This is a genomic window from Nocardioides lijunqiniae, from assembly GCF_015024225.1.
Lineage (GTDB): Bacteria > Actinomycetota > Actinomycetes > Propionibacteriales > Nocardioidaceae > Nocardioides > Nocardioides lijunqiniae.
On record NZ_JACJGM010000034.1, the window covers coordinates 54191 to 72811 of the forward strand.

The window sequence follows — 18621 nt, forward strand, 5'->3', positions numbered from 1 at the left end:
TCAGTTCTCCTTGGCGAGCAGGGTGTGGATGTCGGCGGCGAACTCCGCCTGGGTGGTCTCCTGGTCCCAGTAGACCGGAGCCTCGTCGGCGCTGTCGACCGCGGTGACCTGCGTGCTGTGGCCGCCCAGGTCGTAGCCCCCGGTGGGCAGCAGCTTGCCGTCGTTGACGTAGATGGCCAGGGGCTTGCCGACCTCGATGATGGTGTCGATGTCGCCGGTGAGGCCGATGAACGAGGGGTCGTAGCGCTCGAGGTACTGGTGCAGCGCCTTCGGGGTGTCGCGGGTCGGGTCGGTGGTCACGAACACCACGTCGACCTGCTCGCGGTCGGCGTCGTCGAGGCGGTTCATCGCGCCGGCGAGGGCGCCCATCACCTGCTGGCAGATGTCGGGGCAGTGGGCGTAGCCGAAGAAGACCAGCGTGAGCCGCTTGTCGGTGTCGGCCGCCAGCGAGTACGGCGCGCCGTCGGTGTCGGTGAGCGCGACGTCGGGGACCCGGTAGGGGTTCTCCAGGGTGCTGCCGGCGAACTTGGACGGCTCGCCCCCGCCGCACGCGGTCAGGACCAGCAGCAGGAGGACGAGCGGGAGCAGGGCACGTGAGGGCGGGGCGAGCTTGCTACGCACGCCTCACTCCGGCGGCGAGGTCCTCGGTGAGGGCCGCGAGCGCGCGCAGGCCCGCGGCCCGGTCGTCCTGGTCGAGGAGGGCGCGGACGAACGCCGAGCCCACGATCACGCCGTCGGCGTACGACGCCACCTCGGCGGCCTGGTCGCCGTTGCTGACGCCGAGGCCGACGCCGACGGGCAGGTCGGTGGTCGCTCGGGTGCGGGCGACGAGCGGGCCGGCGAGGTCGCTGGTGGTCGTGCGCGCGCCGGTGACGCCCATGACGGCCGTCGCGTAGACGAAGCCACGGCACGCGGCGGTGGTCATGGCGACGCGCTCGTCGGTGGAGGACGGCGCGACCAGGAAGACCTTGTCGAGGTCGTGCTCGTCCGCGGCGGCGATCCACTCCGGGGCGCTGTCGGGCGTCAGGTCGGGCGTGATCAGGCCCGCTCCCCCGGCGCTGGCGAGGTCCGCGGCGAAGCGCGGGACGCCGTAGCGCTCGACGGGGTTCCAGTAGGTCATGACGAGCGTCGGCACGCCGGTGGCGGCGACGGCCTCGACCGTGCGGAGCACGTCGTGGGTGCGGACGCCGCCCTCGAGCGCGTGCTGCGCCGCGGCCTGGATGGTGGGGCCGTCCATGACCGGGTCGCTGTAGGGCAGCCCGATCTCGATGACGTCGCAGCCCGAGTCGACCAGGCAGCGCAGCGCGTCGATGCCGCCGGCGACGTCGGGGTAGCCGGCCGGCAGGTAGCCGACCAGCGCGGCGCGACCGTCGGCGCGGGCCTTCTCGAAGGCGGTGGAGGTCGAGGCGCTCACAGGTCGAACCACTCCATGGCGGTCTCCATGTCCTTGTCGCCGCGGCCGCTGAGGTTGATCAGCACCGTGGCGTCGGGACCCTTCTCCTCGCCGAGCCGCTTGGCGACGTCCAGCGCGCCCGCGATCGCGTGGGCCGACTCGATGGCCGGGATGATCCCCTCGGTGCGGCTCAGCAGCGCCAGCGCGTCCATCGCCTGGGCGTCGGTGATCGGCAGGTACGTGACGCGCCCGACCTGGGCGAGGTGGGCGTGCTGGGGGCCGACGCCGGGGTAGTCGAGGCCGGCCGAGATCGAGTGGGACTCGACGGTCTGGCCGTCCTCGTCCTGGAGGACGTAGGTGCGCGCCCCGTGCAGGACGCCGCTGTCGGCGGCGTGGATCGTCGCGGCGTGGCGGCCGGTCTCGACGCCGTCGCCGCCGGGCTCGAAGCCGTAGATGGCGACGTCCTCGTCGTCGAGGAACGCCTGGTAGAGGCCGATCGCGTTGGAGCCGCCGCCGACGCAGGCCGCGATGGCGTCGGGCAGCACGCCGTACTGCTCGAGGCACTGGGCGCGCGCCTCGTCGCCGATGCCGCGCGCGAAGTCGCGGACCATGCTGGGGAACGGGTGGGGTCCGGCGGCGGTGCCGAAGAGGTAGGCGGTGTGGTCGACGGTGGACACCCAGTCGCGCAGCGCCTCGTTGATCGCGTCCTTCAGCGTCGCGCTGCCGCCGTCGACGGGCACGACCTTCGCGCCGAGGAGGTGCATCCGGGCGACGTTGAGCGCCTGGCGCTTGACGTCGACGGCCCCCATGTAGACGGTGCACTCCATGCCGAAGTAGGCGGCGGCCGTGGCGCTGGCGACGCCGTGCTGGCCCGCGCCGGTCTCGGCGATGACGCGCTTCTTGCCCATGCGCTGGGTCAGCAGCGCCTGGCCGAGCACGTTGCGGATCTTGTGCGCGCCGGTGTGGTTGAGGTCCTCGCGCTTGAGCAGGATGCGCGCGCCGACCTTGTCGGAGAGCCGGCGGGCCTCGTAGAGCCGGCTCGGCGTGCCGGCGTAGTCGCGGCAGATGGCCTCGAAGCTCGCCACGAAGGCGGGGTCGGCCATCGCGTCCTGCCAGGCGGCGGTGAGCTCGTCGAGCGCGGCGACCAGCGCCTCGGGCATGAAGCGGCCACCGAAGTCACCGAACCAGCCCCGCTCGTCGGCGTCGTAGCGGGAGGTGGTGGGAGGTGCTTCCTGCGCGCTGGTCATGCCTCGACTCCTGTCATCGCGGCGACCGCCTGGCGCGGCGCCCCGTCCTTGACGAGCGCCTCGCCGACGAGCACCGCACGGGCGCCCTCGCTCACGAAGCGCTTGACGTCCTGCTCCCCCGAGATCCCCGACTCCGCCACGAGCACGCGGTCGGAGGGCACCAGCGGCGCCAGGCGGGAGAACGTGTCGTTGTCGACCGCGAGGGTCTTGAGGTTGCGCGCGTTGACGCCGACGAGCTCGGCGCCCAGCGCCACCGCCCGCTCGGTCTCGTCCTCGTCGTGCACCTCGACCAGCACGGTGAGGCCGAGCTCGCGTGCCTCGTCGTGCAGGCGGCGCAGGGTGTCGTCGTCGAGCGCGGCGACGATCAGCAGCACCAGGTCGGCGCCGGCCGCGCGGGCCTCGACCACCTGGTAGCTCGTGACCACGAAGTCCTTGCGCAGCAGCGGGGTGTCGACCGCGGCGCGCACGGCGCGCAGGTCGGCGAGGCTGCCGCCGAAGCGGCGCTGCTCGGTCAGCACGCTGATCGCGGCGGCTCCCCCGGCGGCGTACTCGCGGGCCAGGGAGGCGGGGTCGGGGATGTCGGCCAGCTCGCCCTTGCTGGGACTGCGGCGCTTGACCTCGGCGATCACGCTGGAGCCGGTGGTGCGGAAGTGGGGCATCGGGTCACGCACGGGCTCGGCGTCGGCCAGGGTGGCGCGCAGCTCGGCGAGCGGGAGGGCGGCCTCGCGCTCGGCGAGGTCGGTCCGGACGCCCGCGACGATGTCGTCGAGCACGGACATGACTCCTCCTCCAGATGGGACCGGCGATGCGTACGTCTGAGTCTGACACGTGACGTAATAGGGTCCTGCCAGCGGTCACCCAGGACCGGTCACGATCGAAGGGATCTTCATGAGCTACGGACAGCCCCCGCCGCCCCCGCCGCCCCCCGAGGGCCCGCAGTACGGCGCGCCGCCCCCGGGCTACGGCGGGCAGCCGCAGAAGAACTCCGCCATGGCCATCTCCGGCCTGGTCCTCGGCATCATCGGCGTCATCCCCTGCTTCTGGGGATGCTTCGTCTTCTCGATCGGCGGCGTCGTCTTCGGCCTGCTGGGCAAGAAGGACGTGGCGAACTCCCACGGCGCCAAGAAGGGCGCGAACCTCGCCCAGTGGGGCTTCATCCTCGGCCTCGTCGGGATCGCCCTCGGCGTCCTCTACTGGATCCTGGTCGGCACCGGCGTCATCGACATAGACCTCGACAGCTACAGCAGCTGATCCGCTCCGGGTCCCGGGGCGCCTGCGGGCGCTCCGGGCCCGGGCACGGGCCCTACGGGGCCAGCCAGGAGCCGGACAGGTTGCGCACCACGGTGAACACCGCGACCAGCGCGAGTCCGGTCAGGGCCACCCGGCTCACCACCGCCATCGGCACCCGTCGCCGATGGCCTCGCCAGCGGTCGACCGTCCAGACCGCGAGTCCGGCCAGGATGAACGGCAGCGCGACGACGAACGCCAGGTTGCTCGAGGCGGCGTCGACGACCTGCAGGTTGCTCAGGTCGTTGACCGCGCGCAGGCCCCCGCAGCCCGGGCAGTAGAAGCCCATCGCGGCGCTGGGGCAGAACCCCCAGCTCCCCTGCGAGTGCGGGTCGCGCAGGTGCAGGGCGACCGTCAGGGCACCGATGGTGCCGATCGTCGCCACGGGCGCGGCCATCCGCTGCCACCGCGAGCGCGGCGGCGTGGGGCGGACCGGCGCGTGGGGCGCCATCGGCGGGTGGGTCAATGCGTCGACCCGTGCAGGCCCATCTTGGCCATGATCGCGAACAGCACGCCGGCGGCCAGCGTGATCGCGACGCCGACCCAGAAGATCGGGTAGCTGATCGGGCTCAGCATCAGTCCGACGCCGCCGACCACGAAGCCCACCAGTCCGACGACCACGGCCGTCCAGGCTGCCGGGGTGTTGCCGTGGTTGTCAGACATGCGGGACTCCTCGCGGTGCGGATCGGTACGTCGTGGTGGTGCGGGGCCAGTCTATTCAGGTGCTCAGCGCGTGGGGTCGTCACCCTGGTCGATGGCCTTCCAGAGGTCCAGGTTGGACGGGTCCTCGACGGGCCGTGCGGCCCCCTGCTCACCGGGCGCGTCGTAGCGGCTGCCCATCTCCGGCCAGCCCGGGACCCGCCGTACGGCGAGCACGGCGGCGACCGCGGAGACCAGCGCGCAGGCCAGCCCGAACCAGAACCACCGCGTCAGGTCGATGTCGACGCCGGGCAGGCCGGCGGCGGTGAAGTCGTCGGCGAGGTCGCGCACGGAGGTGAGCGCGCCGACCGCGTAGGTCACCAGCGTGCCGACCGCGGCCAGCGCGCCGAGCGCCGCGACCACGCGACGCACGCGGCCCCGCGAGACCAGGACGACGCCCCAGCACGCGAGGACCACCAGGCCCAGCGCGGTGGCCAGCGGCACGCTGGCGCCCTCGCCGCGCAGCACGAACGTCGTGACCAGCGAGGAGGACTCCTCGCTGCGGGTCAGGTCGGCCACCGCCCACACCTGGTTGCCGCCCACCGCGGCCCCCACCCCGGCGGCGAGACCGACCAGGACGGTGAGCGCGAAGCCGCCCGTGCGGCGCTCAGCCACGGCCGGCGCCGTCGAGCGGCCCGAGCAGGTCGGCGTCGAAGCAGGTGCGGTCACCGGTGTGGCAGGCGGCGCCCTCCTGGTCGACCTTGACCAGCAGGGTGTCGCCGTCGCAGTCGAGGCGGACCTCCTTGACCCACTGGACGTGACCGGAGGTGTCGCCCTTGACCCAGTACTCGCGGCGCGAGCGGCTCCAGTACGTCGCCCGCCCGGTCGTCAGCGTGCGCTCGAGCGCCTCGTCGTCCATCCAGCCCAGCATCAGCACCTCACCGGAGTCGTGCTGCTGCACCACGGCCGGCACCAGACCCTCCGCGGAGCGCTTGAGCCGGTCGGCGATGGCGGGGTCGAGGGGCATGGGTCCAGTATCGCGCGCGGCGGCCTAGGCTCGCGCGCTCGCCTCGCCCGCGGGCCCTTGCTGCGAGACCCAGGAGCGGTGCAGGCCGGCGTAGACGCTGCCGGCCTCGGCTGCCAGGACGCTGTGGTGGCCGCGCTGCACGACGCGGCCCTGGTCGACGACCACGACCTCGTCGGCGCTCTCGGCGGTGGAGAGGCGGTGGGCGATGGTGACCGAGGTGCGCCCGCCCATCAGCCGCTCCAGCGCCCGGCCGATGCGCATCTCGAGCTGGGGGTCGACGGCGCTGGTGGCCTCGTCGAGGACCAGCAGGTCGGGGTCGGCGAGGTGGGCGCGCAGCAGCGCCACCAGCTGCCGCTCCCCCGCCGAGAGCGACTCGCCGCGCTGGCCGACCCGGGTGTCGAGGCCGCGGGGCAGCCCGTCGAGCCAGTCGGTGAGGCCGAGCTCGTCGGCGCTGGCGCGGATGTCGTCGTCGGAGGCGTCGAGCCGGCCGTAGCGCACGTTGGCCCGCAGGGTGTCGTCGAAGAGGAAGCCCTCCTGGGGCACGAGGACCACGCTGCGCCGCAGCGAGGCCTCGCCGATCTCGCGCACGTCGACGCCGTCGAGCAGCACCGCCCCGCGCGAGGGGTCCATCAGGCGGGTGAGGAGCTTGGCGAACGTCGACTTGCCCGAGCCGGTCTCGCCGACGATCGCCACCCGGCGGCCGGCGGCGATGTCGAGGGTGACGTCGCGCAGGACCGGCGGGCCGCCGGGGTAGGCGAACTCGACGTCCTCGAAGCGCACGTCGATCGGGCCGCGCGGGAGCACCTGGCCCTCGGGCCCCGGGTCGACGAGGTCGGCCGGCGTGTCGAGGATCCCGATGACCCGGCGCCACCCGGCGATGGCGTTCTGGGCGTCGGTGAGGATCTGCGTGCCCATCTGCACCGGGCCCACGAACAGCGTCACCAGGAACGCGAAGGCCAGCACCTCGCCGGCGGTGATGTCGCCCGCGAAGCCGAGCCAGATGCCGACGATCAGGACGCCGGCGTTGGCGAGGCCGGCGGAGACCCCGCCGAGGGAGAACGAGAAGGCCGTGAAGCCCTGCGCGCGGGTGCTGGCCTGCTGGTGCGTGGCGATCGCCTCGTCGATGCGCGCCTGGGTGCGCGACTCGACGGCGTAGGAGCGCACGACCGCGGCACCGACGACGGGCTCGGAGATCGCGGACAGCATGATGCCGACCTGCCGGCGGACGGTGCCGTAGGCGTCGGAGAGCTTGCGCTGGAAGAACCGCAGCGAGGCGAACAGCGGCGCGAAGCACAGCCACACCACCAGGGCGAGCTGCCAGCTGTAGAACAGCATGACGATCGTCGCGATCAGCACCTGGCCGATGCTGACGACGAAGAGCAGGCCGCCGAACACCAGGAACTGGCTGACCTGGTCGACGTCGCTGGTGACGCGCGAGACCAGCGCGCCCCGGCGCTCGGTGTTCTGGGTGAGGAGCGGCAGGTCGTGCACGTGCCGGAAGGCCTTGATGCGCAGCGAGGCCAGGCCCCGTTCGGAGGTGGTGAAGAGCCGCCGGGTCATGGCGTAGGAGGCGTAGCTGGTCACGAGCAGGCCGGCCGCGGCCACCACGCCCATCCAGACGGTGAAGGACACGTCCGGGCCGCCGGAGCGGCCCAGGCCGCGGTCGAGGGTCTGCTGGACCGCGATGGGCACGATCACCTGGCCCACCGAGGCCACGACGGCCAGGGCGAGGGTGCCCCAGACGCCCTCCTTCAGCTCGGGAGAGAAGTGCACCCCGCGACGGATCGTCGCGATCGCGCCGATCTCCTCGCCGGAGTCCATGACGGTGCTCACGTGCTCACCTCCTCCTGCTCGTAGGCGTTGACCAGGCGGGCGTACGACGGGCTGCTGGCGAGCAGCTCGGCGTGCGTGCCGCGGGCCACGACGCGCCCGCCCTCGAGGTGGAGGACCTCGTCGGCCAGCCCGATCGTGGCCTTGCGGTAGGCGACGACGACCAGCGTGGAGCCGGTGCCGCTCTCGCGCAGCCCGGCGAGGATGCGGGCCTCGACCTCGGGGTCGACCGCCGAGGTGGCGTCGTCGAGGATCAGCAGTCGCGGCCGGCGCACGAGTGCGCGGGCCAGCGAGATGCGCTGGCGCTGACCGCCCGAGAGCGACGTGCCGCGCTCGCCGAGCTGGGTGTCCAGGCCGGAGGGCAGGGCGGCGACGAAGCCGTCGGCCTGTGCCGTGCGCAGCGCCTCCCACACGTCGGCGTCGCTGACGTCGGCGCCGAGGGTGATGTTGCCGCGCACGGTGTCGTCGAAGAGGAACGCCGTCTGCGGCACGATCGAGACCGTCGCGGCCAGCTCCCCGGGCGCCAGCTCGCGCAGGTCGACGCCGTCGACGGCGACGCGTCCGTGGTCGGGGTCGACCAGGCGCGTGAGCAGGGTGGTGAGCGTGCTCTTGCCGGACGCCGTCGCGCCCACGAGCGCGACGGTGCGGCCGGGCTCGACCGAGAACGTGAGGTCCTCGAGGAGCGGCTGGTCGGGGTCGTAGCGGTAGCCGAGGGACTCGACGTCGAGGCGGGCGCCGTCGGCGCCGCGGACCGCACGCCGCTCGCCGTACGGCATCTCGCCGGTGGCACCGAGCACCGAGCGCACCCGGCGGTAGCCGACGACGCTGCGGGGGAACTCCCCCAGCAGCCAGCCGATGGAGCGGATCGGGAAGGACACGATCGTCAGGAGGTAGGCGACGGTGACGACGTCGCCGGCGTCGGTGGCGCCGCTGAGCACCCGGGAGACGCCGACCGCGAGGACGAACAGCACGCCGAGCCCGGGCAGCGCTGCGAGGGCCGGGTCGAAGGCGGCGCGGATCCGGCCGACCCGGATGTTGACGTCGCGCAGCTCCTGGGCCTTGGCCGCGAAGCGGGCGGTCTCCTCGGGCTCGCGGCCCAGGGTCTTGACGACCATGGCGCCGTCGAAGGACTCGTGGGCGATCTCGCTGACCTCGCCACGCAGCTGCTGGGCGCGGGTCATCCAGCCCTGCGAGCGCTGCTGGTAGATCACGTTGACGGCGATGACCGCGGGGAACACCAGCAGCCCGACCAGGGCGAGGACGACGTCGGCCAGCAGCATCTGCGCGACGGCGATCACCATCATCGCCACGGTGCCGACGGCCATGGGCAGGGGCGCGATCGGGCCCCAGGCGGCCTCGACGTCGGAGTTGGCGTTGGAGAGCAGCTCGCCGGTGGGGTGGCGCTGGTGCCACTCCATGGGCAGGGAGAGGTACTGGCGCGTCACCGCACGGCGGGTGCTGGCCTGCATGCGGTACTGCATGATCCCGGCGCCCAGCCGGCGCGCGACGATGCCCACCGCGCGCAGGATCGCGACCCCGAGGAACAGCGCGAGGATCGCCACCAGCGAGCCCGTGCCGACCTCACCGGTGCGGAAGGCGGGCAGCACGACGTGGTCGGTCGACCAGCCCAGCACCCAGGCGTCGGCGACGGTCAGCGCACCGAACAGCACGCTGCCCAGCGTGGACAGCGTGAAGATCCAGGGCTCCCGCTTGATCGCCACCAGGAGCACACCGAAGCCGGCACGGGTGGAACCCCGGCCGTCTGCTCGTTCGTCGTCCATGTCTCCCTGACTCGCGCCCTCGACGACCGAGAACCGTCGAGGCTCGCAGGCTATTCCCGGGCGCCGCCATCGCCCAATCCGTCACTACCCCCCGTGGCAGGCTGGCGGCATGCCCACCCCGTCCCTCTTCCGGTCCGGCCGAGCGGAGGTGAGGGGGCTCCGCTTCGACGGGCCGCCCGCGAGCGTCGCGCGGCTGCAGGATGCCGACCTGGGCGCCTAGCGCGGAGGTCTAGCGCTCGGCGCGCCCCACGAGGCGCACCACGTGCGTGCGGAAGTGGAACGTCGACATCGCGCCCTCGACCACGGTCAGGAAGCCATCGGTGCGCTCGTAGACGGTGCGCCCGCGCGGGGAGAGCGGGTCCGGCGGCTGGTGGTCGAAGGCCACGCGCTCGGCGGCCTTCAGCGCGACCTCGCGCGACACGTAGACCGGTCCGAGCTCGTCGACCACGGTCGGTGGCTTCCGCTCCCCCTCGTTGGAGTACTCCACGAGCACGCGCCACTCCTGCGCCGCCTCGGGTGCGCCGGAGGGAGCCGTCGGCTCGGCGGTCTCTGCGCCGGGTCCCTGGTAGACGTCGTAGCTGCTCATGCCGGCAGCGTCTCCCGCAGCCCGGCCGCGGAAACCTGGGCGGATCAGCGAACGGGGTGGCCCGCGTCGCCCAGGGCGGCCTTGACGTCGCGGATGCGCAGGGTGCCGAAGTGGAACACGGTGGCGGCCAGGACGGCGTCGGCGCCCGCGTCGACCGCCGGCGGGAAGTGCTCGACCGCACCGGCGCCGCCCGAGGCGATGACGGGCACGGTGACCTCACGGCGCACGGCGCGGATGAGCTCGAGGTCGAAGCCGTCCTGGGTGCCGTCGGAGTCCATGGCGTTGAGCAGGATCTCCCCGGCGCCGAGCTCGCAGGCGCGTGCCGCCCACTCGATGGCGTCGAGGCCGGCGGACTTGCGGCCGCCGTGGGTCGTGACCTCGAAGCCCGAGTCGGTGCGCGGCGCCCGGCGCGCGTCCACCGAGAGCACCAGGACCTGGCTGCCGAAGCGGTCGGCGATCTCGGCGACCAGCTCGGGTCGGTGGATCGCGGCGGTGTTGACCGCGACCTTGTCGGCGCCGGCGCGCAGCAGGCGGTCGACGTCGGCGACCGAGGAGACTCCCCCGCCGACGGTCAGCGGGATGAACACCTCCTCGGCGGTGCGCGAGACGATCTCCATCGTGGTGGCGCGCCCCTCGAAGGAGGCCGAGATGTCGAGGAACGTCAGCTCGTCGGCGCCCTCGGCGTCGTAGGTGCGGGCCAGCTCGACCGGGTCGCCGGCGTCGCGCAGCTCCTGGAAGTTGACGCCCTTGACCACGCGGCCGGCATCGACGTCCAGGCAGGGGATGACGCGGACGGCGAGGCTCACGCGCGGTCCTGCGGCAGGGTCAGGGCGAGGGCGTCCTCGAGCGTGAACCGGCCCTCGTAGAGCGCCGTCCCGATGATCGCGCCCTCGACGCCCTCGCCGACCAGGCCCATCAGCGCCTCGAGGTCGGCCAGCTCGGTGATCCCGCCGGAGGCGACCACCGGGCGGGAGGTCGCGGCGCACACGTCGCGCAGCAGCTGGAGGTTGGGCCCCTGCAGCATGCCGTCCTTGTTGACGTCGGTGACGACGTAGCGCGCACATCCCTCGGAGTCGAGGCGCGCCAGCACGTCGTAGAGGTCACCGCCCTCGCGGGTCCAGCCGCGGGCGGCCAGGGTGCGGCCGCGGACGTCGAGCCCGACGGCCACGCGGTCGCCGTGCTCAGCGATCGCCGCCGCGCACCACGCGGGCTGCTCGAGGGCCGCGGTGCCGATGTTGACCCGGCGGCAGCCGGTGGCCATGGCGGCCGCGAGCGACTCGTCGTCGCGGATGCCGCCGCTCATCTCGACGTGGATGTCGAGGGTGCCGACGATCCGCGCCTGGAGCTCCCGGTTGTGCCCGCGCCCGAACGCCGCGTCGAGGTCGACCAGGTGCAGCCACTCCGCACCCGCCTCCTGCCACCGCAGCGCGGCCTCCACCGGGTCGCCGAAGCGCTTCTCCGAGCCGGCGACGCCCTGCACCAGCTGGACGGCCTGGCCACCGGCGATGTCGACGGCGGGGAGGAGCTCGAGGTGGTCGGTCATGGGTCTTCTCTCGGTCGGGACGCGGGGTGGGACGTAGGACTGGGCCGCCGGCTCAGCGACGGCGGAACAGCAGGGTGTGCAGGACGGGCGCGGCGAGCGCGCTGACGATCAGCACGAGCAGGCGCGCGGCCCAGTGCTCGAGGAACGCGAAGGACGCGGCGTTGACGAGCACCACCAGGGCGAGGGTGCCGAGCGCCTGGTTCCGTCGCCGACGCGCCAGCACGCCGGTCGCCTGGCGGGCCTGGGGCCGAGGCTGCGGCAGCACCGAGGCGACCCGGCGACGTCGGGCGGCGCGGCGCTCCTCGCGCTCCTCGGCGGCGGCCCGGGCCGCGGCCCTCACCGCCGCCTCCCGCTCGCGCTCCTCACGCCTGCGCGCCCGCTCCCGGCTCATGCCGGCCTCACGCGGCCAGGCTCCGCACCCAGTTGTCGAGCAGGGCGGCCCCGGCGTCGCCGGACTTCTCCGGGTGGAACTGGGTCGCGGTGAGCGGACCGTTCTCGACGGCAGCGACGAACCGGTCGCCACCGTGCTCGGCCCAGGTGACCAGCGGTGCGCGGGTGCGGTCGTTGGTGCGCAGGGCCCACTCGCGAACGCCGTAGGAGTGCACGAAGTAGAACCGCTCCCCCTCCAGCCCCGCGAACAGCGTCGAGCCCTCCGGCGCCTCCACCGTGTTCCAGCCCATGTGCGGCACGACGGGGGCCTGCAGCCGCTCGACGACTCCCGGCCACTCGTCGCAGCCCTCGGTCTCGACGCCGTGCTCGACGCCGCGCTCGAAGAGGATCTGCATGCCCACGCAGATCCCCAGCACGGGCCGGCCGCCGGCCAGCCGGCGGCCGATGAGGCGGTCGCCCTTGACCTCGCGCAGCCCGGCCATGCAGGCGGCGTACGCGCCGACACCGGGCACCACGAGGCCGTCGGCCTCCAGCGCGCGGTCGAAGTCCCCCGTCAGCTCCACCTGCGCGCCGGCGCGCTCCAGCGCGCGCACCGCCGAGCGGAGGTTGCCCGACCCGTAGTCCAGGACGACGACGTCGCGCTTCTCGGTCACAGGGCCCCCTTGGTCGAGGGCACGCCCGTCTCGCGAGGGTCGAGCGCGACGGCGTCGCGGAAGGCGCGGGCGAACGCCTTGTACTGCGTCTCCACGATGTGGTGCGGCTCGCGGCCGGCCAGGACGCGCACGTGCAGCCCGATGTGCGCGTGGAAGGCCAGCGTCTCGAACACGTGGCGGGTCAGCGACCCGAGGTAGGCCACGCCGGAGCCGCCGAGCTCGACGTACTGCTGTCCCTCCGGCTCGCCGGTGTGGACGCAGTAGGGACGACCGGAGACGTCGACGACGGCCTGCACGAGCGCCTCGTCGAGCGGGACGGTCGCGTCGCCGAAGCGGCGGATGCCGACCTTGTCGCCCAGGGCCCGGCGCAGGGCCTGGCCGAGCACGATGGCGGTGTCCTCGACGGTGTGGTGGGCGTCGATGTGGAGGTCCCCGACGCTCTGGACGGTGAGATCGACCAGTGAGTGGCGCGCGAACGCGGTGAGCATGTGGTCGTAGAAGCCCACGCCGGTGGAGATGTCGTGGCGGCCGGTGCCGTCGAGGTCGACCTCGACGAGCACCTTGGACTCGCTGGTCTCGCGCTCGATGCGTGCGGTCCTGCTCATCTGACTCCCTCTTCCGTGACTGACGTGAGTGCGTGCTGGAAGGCCGTCATCTCCTCGGGGGTGCCGATGGAGACCCGGAGCCATCCCTCGGGGCCGGTCTCGCGGACCAGCACCCCCCGGTCGAGGAGGCCCTGCCACACAGCATGGCGGTCGGGGTAGGTCCCGAACAAACAGAAGTTGGCGTCGCTCTCCGCGACCTGCAGCCCCTGCGCGCGCAGCCAGGCCACCGTCCGGTCGCGCTCCTGGCGGAGCAGGTCGACGTTGCCGAGCAGCTCGGGCGCGTGCCGCAGGGCCGTCAGCGCGACGGCCTGGGTGACCGCGGAGAGGTGGTAGGGCAGGCGCACCACGCGGATGGCGTCGCAGATGGCGGGGTCGGCCGCGAGGTAGCCGAGCCGCGCGCCCGCCAGGGCGAACGCCTTGCTCATCGTGCGCGAGACGACGAGGTTGCGGTGGGTCGGCAGCAGCTCGAGCGCCGACGGCGTGCCCGCGCGGCGGAACTCGCCGTAGGCCTCGTCGACGACCACGATGCCGTCGTCGCCGACGGCCTCGCAGAGCATCGAGACGGCCTCCGGCGGCAGCGCGGTGCCGGTGGGGTTGTTGGGCGAGGGCAGCAGCACGACCGACGGCCGCCGCCCCTCAACCAGCGCCCGTGCGGCGTCGAGGTCGAGGGCGAAGTCCTCCTCGCGCCGACCGGCGACCCACTCGGTGTTGGAGTCGCGGGCGTACTCCGGGTACATCGAGTACGTCGGCGCGAAGCTGAGCGCGGTGCGCCCCGGGCCGCCGAAGGCCTGCAGCAGCTGCAGCATCACCTCGTTGGACCCGTTGGCCGCCCACACCTGCTCGGCGCGCACCCCGTGGCCGAGGTACGCCGCCAGCGCGGTGCGCAGCTCGAGGAACTCGCGGTCCGGGTAGCGGTTGAGGGTGCGGGTCGCCCCGGCCACCGCCTCCGCCACGTCGGCGACGACGGCGTCCGAGGGCGCGTAGGGGTTCTCGTTGACGTTGAGCTGGACGGGCACGTCCAGCTGGGGAGCGCCGTACGGCTCGAGGCCGCGCAGCTCCTCCCTCACCGGAGGGAAGGCCACGGCTACCGCCCGAACCGGACGCGGACCGCGGCGCCGTGACCGGGCAGGTCCTCGGCCTCCGCGAGGGTGACCACGTGGTCGGCGACCTCGGCCAGCGCGTCACGCGTGTAGTCGACGACGTGCACGGACTTGGTGAACGCGCGCACCGAGAGCCCCGAGGAGTGGCAGGAGCAGCCCCCGGTGGGCAGGACGTGGTTGGAGCCGGCGCAGTAGTCGCCCAGCGACACGGGCGCGTGCGGCCCGACGAAGATGGCGCCGGCGTTGCGCACCCGGGCGGCGTACGACGCGGCGTCGGCCGTCTGGATCTCGAGGTGCTCGGCGCCGTAGGCGTCGACCACCTCCAGGCCCTGCTCGAGGTCGCCCACGAGGACGGTCGCCGACTGGGTGCCGCCCAGCGCGGTCCGGATGCGCTCGACGTGCTTGGTGGCGAGCACCTGCTTCTCGAGCTCGGCGTCGACGTCGTCGGCCAGCCGCTCGGAGGTCGTCACCAGCACGGCCGCGGCCAGCGGGTCGTGCTCGGCCTGGCTCACCAGGTCGGCCGCGACGTACGCCGCGTCGGCGGTGTCGTCGGCGAGGATGGCGATCTCGGTGGGACCGGCCTCGGAGTCGATGCCGACCTGGCCCTTGAGCAGCCGCTTCGCGGTGACCGTCCAGATGCTGCCGGGGCCGGTGACCAGGTCGACGCGGGCGCACGGCCCCACGCCGTAGGCGAACATCGCGATCGCCTGGGCGCCGCCGACGGCGTAGACCTCGTGGACGCCCAGCAGCTCGCACGCCGCGAGGATCGTCGGGTGCGGGAGACCGCCGAAGTCCTTCTGCGGCGTCGAGCTCAGCGCGATCGAGCGCACGCCGGCGACCTGGGCGGGCACGACGTTCATGAGCACGCTGGAGACCAGCGGCGCGAGACCGCCCGGCACGTAGAGGCCGACCCGGCCGACCGGCACCTTGCGGTGGGTCACGCGGGCGCCCGGCCCGAGGTCGGTGGCGACGTCGTGCTCGAGCTCGGCCTCGCTGGTGGCGCGCAGCCGCCGGATCGACTCGTCGAGCCCCGCGCGGATGTCAGGGTCGAGCGCGGCGAGGGCGTCGGTCAGCGCCTGGCGCGGCACGCGGATGTCCTCCTGGGTCACGCCGTCGTGCTGCTGCGACATCTCGACGATGGCCTCGACGCCCCGCACCCGGACCGCCTCGCAGATCGCGTGGACCGCCGGGATGGCCGCCTCGACGTCGAAGTCCGCGCGCGGCACGGCCGCGCGGTAGTCCACGGGGCCGGCGTCGGCCGCCCCGCGCAGGTCGATGCGGCGGATCATGGCTCGATTCTACGAAGCCGCGTGCACGGGACCCGCATCGCCGACGCAGCGTGGACTCCCGGGCCGACGCCGGGGTGGACGCCACCGCTGCACCGCACCCACCGGCTACGGTGGCGAGGTGACCGACACCCTGCCGATGTTCCCCCTGAACTCGGTGCTGTTCCCCGGCGTCAGCGTCCCCCTGCACGTCTTCGAGGATCGCTACCGCGCGCTGGTCCACCACCTGCTGCGCTCCGAGCCCACCGACCGGGTGTTCGGCTCGGTGGGCATCCGCGAGGGCTACGAGGTCGGCGACCACGGCGCGCAGTCGCTCTACCGGGTCGGCTGCCGCGTGCAGCTCACCGAGGTCGAGTCCAACGCCGACGGCAGCTTCGACGTCGTCGCGGTCGGGCTGGACCGGATCAAGCTCGACCGCCTCGACACCACGGGTCTCTTCCCCGTCGGCCACGTCGTCGACCTGCCCGAGCCGGACGCCGGCGTCGACGAGGCCGTCCTCGAGCGGGCCCGCGCGACGTTCACGGCCTACCGCACCGCGCTGGCCGACATCCGCGCCGACCCCTACGAGGGCTCGCTCCCCCGCGACCCGGGCTACCTCTCCTGGACGCTCGCCGCCGTCGCCCCCCTGCCGATGTCGGAGCGCCAGTCGCTCCTCGAGGCCGACGACGCCGAGGAGCGGCTGCTCCTGGTCACCGACCTCCTGCGCGCCGAGCTGCGCGCCATGAACGTCATCCCCTCACTGCCGGCCACCGAGGTCGCCCGGACGCGCTGGTCGCCGAACTGACCGAGTCCTCGGGCTGAGCTCGCGAAGCCCGAACGGGCGCGTCGAAATCCATCGAGACGCGCGGAGCATGAGGATGTGAGCAGTCGGGTGCGACGGTCTCGACGTACGTTCGTCGCTGGCGCTCCTCACTGCTCGACCAACGGGAGGGATCTCATGGCCAGGAGGAGGCAGCCCGGCGGGACGCCGGCCACGGTCGCCCTCACGAGCGCCGGCGTCGACTTCACGCTGCACGAGTACGACCACGACCCGCGCGCCGAGTCCTTCGGGGCCGAGGCCGCGCAGGCACTGGGGCTGGCGCCGGAGCGGGTGTTCAAGACGCTGCTCGCCGACGTGGACGGCAGGCTCACCGTCGCGGTGGTGCCGGTCTCGGGCCAGCTCGACCTCAAGGCGCTGGCGCGGGCCGTGGGCGGGAGCAAGGCGCGGATGGCCGACAAGGGCGCGGCCGAGCGGGCGACCGGCTACGTCGTCGGCGGCATCTCGCCGGTCGGCCAGAAGCGCCCGCACCCGACCGTCGTGGACGAGTCCGCGCTCACCCACCCGACCGTCTACGTCTCCGCGGGGCGTCGCGGGCTGGACCTGGAGCTGGCACCGGCCGACCTGGTCCGGGTCACCGAGGCGACCACGGCCCGGGTCGGCCGGTCCGGCTGAGCTGCTCCTAGTTGGTGGTCAGGCGGAACACCGAGTGCGTGACGTCGCCGTCGGTCCACCCGCTGATGCCCAGGCCCTCGAGGGGCTCGAGGTTCTCCGACAGCTCCTCGTCGTCGCCCATGCCGCTGGCGAGGTTGACCAGCCAGCCGTCACCGGCGTCGAAGTTGACGAACAGGACGGAGCCGGACTGGTCGGCCTCCCGCACGACGTCCTTGAAGGTGTCGGTGTCGCCGAGCCCGCCGTCCTCGAGCAGCGAGGCGCGGTAGTCGGCGTTGGGCCCGACCGCGACGTAGTCGCCGTCGCTGTCGCTGCCCAGCAGCTCCCCGGCCTCGGGCTCGCTCGCCGAGAGCTTCGCCACGATCTTGGCCAGCACGCCCTCGATGGCCTCGGGGTCGCCCTTGACCTTCATGCCCACTGGCACGTCACCGGGCTCGCCGGACCCGAGCGCGTCGGGGTCGAAGTCGCTGCCGACCGCGACGGTCGCCGACTCGCCGGCCAGGGTCTCGGCGTCCTCGGGCAGCGAGAGCCCGGTCTCCTCCTCGGCCTGCTGGATCAGCTCGTCGATGTTCATGTCGTCGCCCGCGAAGCTCGAGGCGTACTCGAGGAGCTCGTCGAACCACCCCTCCTCGAAGCCGACGCCCCAGGCGGCGGCGGTGTCCTCGGGGAGCGTCGAGATCGCGACGCCACCCTGGTCGCTGCCGGACAGCGCGTCCAGCCCGGCGAAGCCGGTGCCGGTGGCGGCCTCGACCTCGAGCGACCCGTCGTCGAAGCGCACCGTCAGGGCCGCACCCTCGAAGTCCTCGAACATGGAGACGATCTCGTCGGTCGCGCCGTCGACGGGGTTCTCGTCGCCGGAGTCGTCGCACGGGGCGTCGTAGTCGGGCAGCTCGGGAAGCTCGGGGTCCGGCGAGTCGGGGTCCAGCGGGTCGGGGTCCAGCGGGTCGGGGTCGATCGTGTCGGGATCGAACGACTCGGGCTCCTCGACGCACGACGGGCCCGAGAGCGCGCCGCCCAGACCGCTGAGCTCGTCGGCGGCGTCGGCCATCAGGTCGCCCACCTCGGGCGCGGCGTACGCCGTCAGGATGCCGGCGTCGCCGGCCTCGCCGGTCCAGCGCTGGAAGTCCGCGTCGTCGGCGAGCGAGTCCTCCTTCGCGTCCGAGGCGACCTGCTCGGCGATCTCGGTCGTCTCGGCGATGATCGCCCAGTCGCCCTCGATGGCCCAGCCGCCCATCTCGCTCGGCTGGTCCTCCTCCGACTGACCCTCGTCGTCGAGGCCCGGAGGCTCCACCGTCGCGGCCTGCTGCTCACCGGCGAGGCAGTCGCGGAGCTTGGCGAAGCCGTCCTCGGCCTTGCCGGCGTCCTTGACCTGCACGACCACCACCGGAGACGTGGTGTCGTCGTCGGTGCGGACGGCCGCGGCGGCCATCCGGTCGCCGAGCCACGGCTCGATGTCGTCGCCGTAGTCGACGTCGGAGCAGACCTCGCCCTTCTGGAGCTGCTCGAAGACCTTCTGGCGCAGGTCGTCGTCGGTGTCGAGGCCGACCTGGTCCTTGAACGCGGGGAACTTGCGCAGCGTCCGCAGCGCCTCGATCTTCTGGCCCCCGCTGGGGTCGAGGTCGATGCTGACGTAGCCCAGCGTGGACGCGGGCAGCGCCTGCGCCGGCTGGTCGCCGGTGCTGAAGAACGACACCGCCGCCCAGGCGCCGGCCGCGACCGCGCCGACGGCCACCACGGCGACCCCGCCGATCACGTACTTCTTCTTGCCGCCGCGCCTCGCGGCGGGCGGCTGCGGCGGGAGCCGGTGGCCGCCTCCGGCCTCGAG

The 18621-nt window shown here is 73.4% G+C and carries 22 protein-coding genes; 3 read left to right on the plus strand and 19 right to left on the minus strand.

Going from position 1 to position 18621, the window contains the following annotated elements:
* The 4 genes from IRQ30_RS18445 to trpC are packed head-to-tail and all read right to left on the minus strand — an operon-like array spanning position 1 to position 3419.
* Positions 1-621, minus strand: a complete 621-nt coding sequence (locus IRQ30_RS18445; RefSeq protein ID WP_193607092.1) for an SCO family protein — start codon at positions 619-621, stop codon at positions 1-3.
* A complete protein-coding gene (gene trpA, locus IRQ30_RS18450) occupies positions 614-1414 on the minus strand; it encodes a tryptophan synthase subunit alpha (protein ID WP_193614416.1) in 801 nt (266 codons plus the stop codon). The genes IRQ30_RS18445 and trpA overlap by 8 nt, the downstream gene beginning before the upstream one ends.
* Positions 1411-2640 (minus strand): tryptophan synthase subunit beta, encoded by a 1230-nt coding sequence (gene trpB, locus IRQ30_RS18455; protein ID WP_193614417.1) that lies wholly within the window; start codon positions 2638-2640, stop codon positions 1411-1413. Before trpB ends, trpA begins: the two co-directional genes overlap by 4 nt.
* Positions 2637-3419 (minus strand): indole-3-glycerol phosphate synthase TrpC, encoded by a 783-nt coding sequence (gene trpC / locus IRQ30_RS18460; RefSeq protein WP_193614418.1) that lies wholly within the window; start codon positions 3417-3419, stop codon positions 2637-2639. Before trpC ends, trpB begins: the two co-directional genes overlap by 4 nt.
* A gap of 109 nt (positions 3420-3528) precedes the next feature.
* Between trpC and IRQ30_RS18465 the strand changes: the two genes are divergently transcribed.
* Positions 3529-3891, plus strand: a complete 363-nt coding sequence (locus tag IRQ30_RS18465; protein WP_193607088.1) for a DUF4190 domain-containing protein — start codon at positions 3529-3531, stop codon at positions 3889-3891.
* A gap of 52 nt (positions 3892-3943) precedes the next feature.
* Here the strand turns inward: IRQ30_RS18465 and IRQ30_RS18470 are convergent, their stop codons facing one another.
* The 14 genes from IRQ30_RS18470 to hisD all read right to left on the minus strand — a co-directional run bounded on the left by IRQ30_RS18470 (position 3944) and on the right by hisD (position 15370).
* Positions 3944-4378: a DUF2752 domain-containing protein gene (locus IRQ30_RS18470; RefSeq protein WP_193614419.1), complete on the minus strand. Its 435-nt coding sequence runs from the start codon at positions 4376-4378 to the stop codon at positions 3944-3946.
* Positions 4379-4389: 11 nt separating this feature from the next.
* Positions 4390-4590, minus strand: coding sequence for an HGxxPAAW family protein (locus IRQ30_RS18475; protein WP_193614420.1), 201 nt, complete (start codon positions 4588-4590; stop codon positions 4390-4392).
* A gap of 63 nt (positions 4591-4653) precedes the next feature.
* Positions 4654-5241: a Trp biosynthesis-associated membrane protein gene (locus IRQ30_RS18480; protein ID WP_193614421.1), complete on the minus strand. Its 588-nt coding sequence runs from the start codon at positions 5239-5241 to the stop codon at positions 4654-4656.
* The gene (gene hisI / locus IRQ30_RS18485) at positions 5234-5593 is read right to left on the minus strand and encodes a phosphoribosyl-AMP cyclohydrolase (protein ID WP_193607084.1); all 360 of its coding nucleotides are present in this window, start codon (positions 5591-5593) and stop codon (positions 5234-5236) included. Before hisI ends, IRQ30_RS18480 begins: the two co-directional genes overlap by 8 nt.
* Positions 5594-5617: 24 nt before the next feature.
* Positions 5618-7426, minus strand: coding sequence for an ABC transporter ATP-binding protein (locus tag IRQ30_RS18490; protein ID WP_338089784.1), 1809 nt, complete (start codon positions 7424-7426; stop codon positions 5618-5620).
* Positions 7423-9204, minus strand: coding sequence for an ABC transporter ATP-binding protein (locus IRQ30_RS18495; protein ID WP_193614422.1), 1782 nt, complete (start codon positions 9202-9204; stop codon positions 7423-7425). The genes IRQ30_RS18490 and IRQ30_RS18495 overlap by 4 nt, the downstream gene beginning before the upstream one ends.
* 229 nt (positions 9205-9433) lie before the next feature.
* Complete coding sequence (locus tag IRQ30_RS18500) at positions 9434-9790, minus strand: hypothetical protein (protein ID WP_193614423.1); 357 nt, start codon at positions 9788-9790, stop codon at positions 9434-9436.
* A gap of 44 nt (positions 9791-9834) precedes the next feature.
* Positions 9835-10596: an imidazole glycerol phosphate synthase subunit HisF gene (gene hisF / locus IRQ30_RS18505; RefSeq protein ID WP_193614424.1), complete on the minus strand. Its 762-nt coding sequence runs from the start codon at positions 10594-10596 to the stop codon at positions 9835-9837.
* Entirely contained in the window at positions 10593-11333 is a 741-nt protein-coding gene (gene priA, locus IRQ30_RS18510; RefSeq protein ID WP_193614425.1) for a bifunctional 1-(5-phosphoribosyl)-5-((5-phosphoribosylamino)methylideneamino)imidazole-4-carboxamide isomerase/phosphoribosylanthranilate isomerase PriA, read from the minus strand. Before priA ends, hisF begins: the two co-directional genes overlap by 4 nt.
* A gap of 52 nt (positions 11334-11385) precedes the next feature.
* Positions 11386-11724, minus strand: coding sequence for a hypothetical protein (locus IRQ30_RS18515; protein WP_193607078.1), 339 nt, complete (start codon positions 11722-11724; stop codon positions 11386-11388).
* Positions 11725-11731: 7 nt separating this feature from the next.
* Positions 11732-12376 (minus strand): imidazole glycerol phosphate synthase subunit HisH, encoded by a 645-nt coding sequence (gene hisH, locus IRQ30_RS18520; RefSeq protein ID WP_193607077.1) that lies wholly within the window; start codon positions 12374-12376, stop codon positions 11732-11734.
* Entirely contained in the window at positions 12373-12981 is a 609-nt protein-coding gene (gene hisB / locus IRQ30_RS18525) for an imidazoleglycerol-phosphate dehydratase HisB (protein WP_193614426.1), read from the minus strand. Before hisB ends, hisH begins: the two co-directional genes overlap by 4 nt.
* Positions 12978-14063 carry a histidinol-phosphate transaminase gene (locus IRQ30_RS18530; protein ID WP_193614427.1) on the minus strand — a complete coding sequence of 362 codons (1086 nt, stop codon included), beginning with the start codon at positions 14061-14063 and terminating at the stop codon, positions 12978-12980. Before IRQ30_RS18530 ends, hisB begins: the two co-directional genes overlap by 4 nt.
* A gap of 2 nt (positions 14064-14065) precedes the next feature.
* Positions 14066-15370 carry a histidinol dehydrogenase gene (hisD, locus tag IRQ30_RS18535; protein ID WP_193614428.1) on the minus strand — a complete coding sequence of 435 codons (1305 nt, stop codon included), beginning with the start codon at positions 15368-15370 and terminating at the stop codon, positions 14066-14068.
* A gap of 118 nt (positions 15371-15488) precedes the next feature.
* Between hisD and IRQ30_RS18540 the strand changes: the two genes are divergently transcribed.
* Positions 15489-16151 carry an LON peptidase substrate-binding domain-containing protein gene (locus tag IRQ30_RS18540; RefSeq protein ID WP_193607073.1) on the plus strand — a complete coding sequence of 221 codons (663 nt, stop codon included), beginning with the start codon at positions 15489-15491 and terminating at the stop codon, positions 16149-16151.
* A gap of 153 nt (positions 16152-16304) precedes the next feature.
* Positions 16305-16799 carry a Cys-tRNA(Pro) deacylase gene (gene ybaK, locus IRQ30_RS18545; protein ID WP_193614429.1) on the plus strand — a complete coding sequence of 165 codons (495 nt, stop codon included), beginning with the start codon at positions 16305-16307 and terminating at the stop codon, positions 16797-16799.
* A 7-nt stretch (positions 16800-16806) separates the two neighbouring features.
* On the opposite strand, the gene IRQ30_RS18550 is transcribed toward ybaK, so the two are convergent.
* A partial coding sequence (locus tag IRQ30_RS18550; RefSeq protein ID WP_193614430.1) for a DUF3352 domain-containing protein occupies positions 16807-18621 on the minus strand: 1815 nt, incomplete at its 5' end.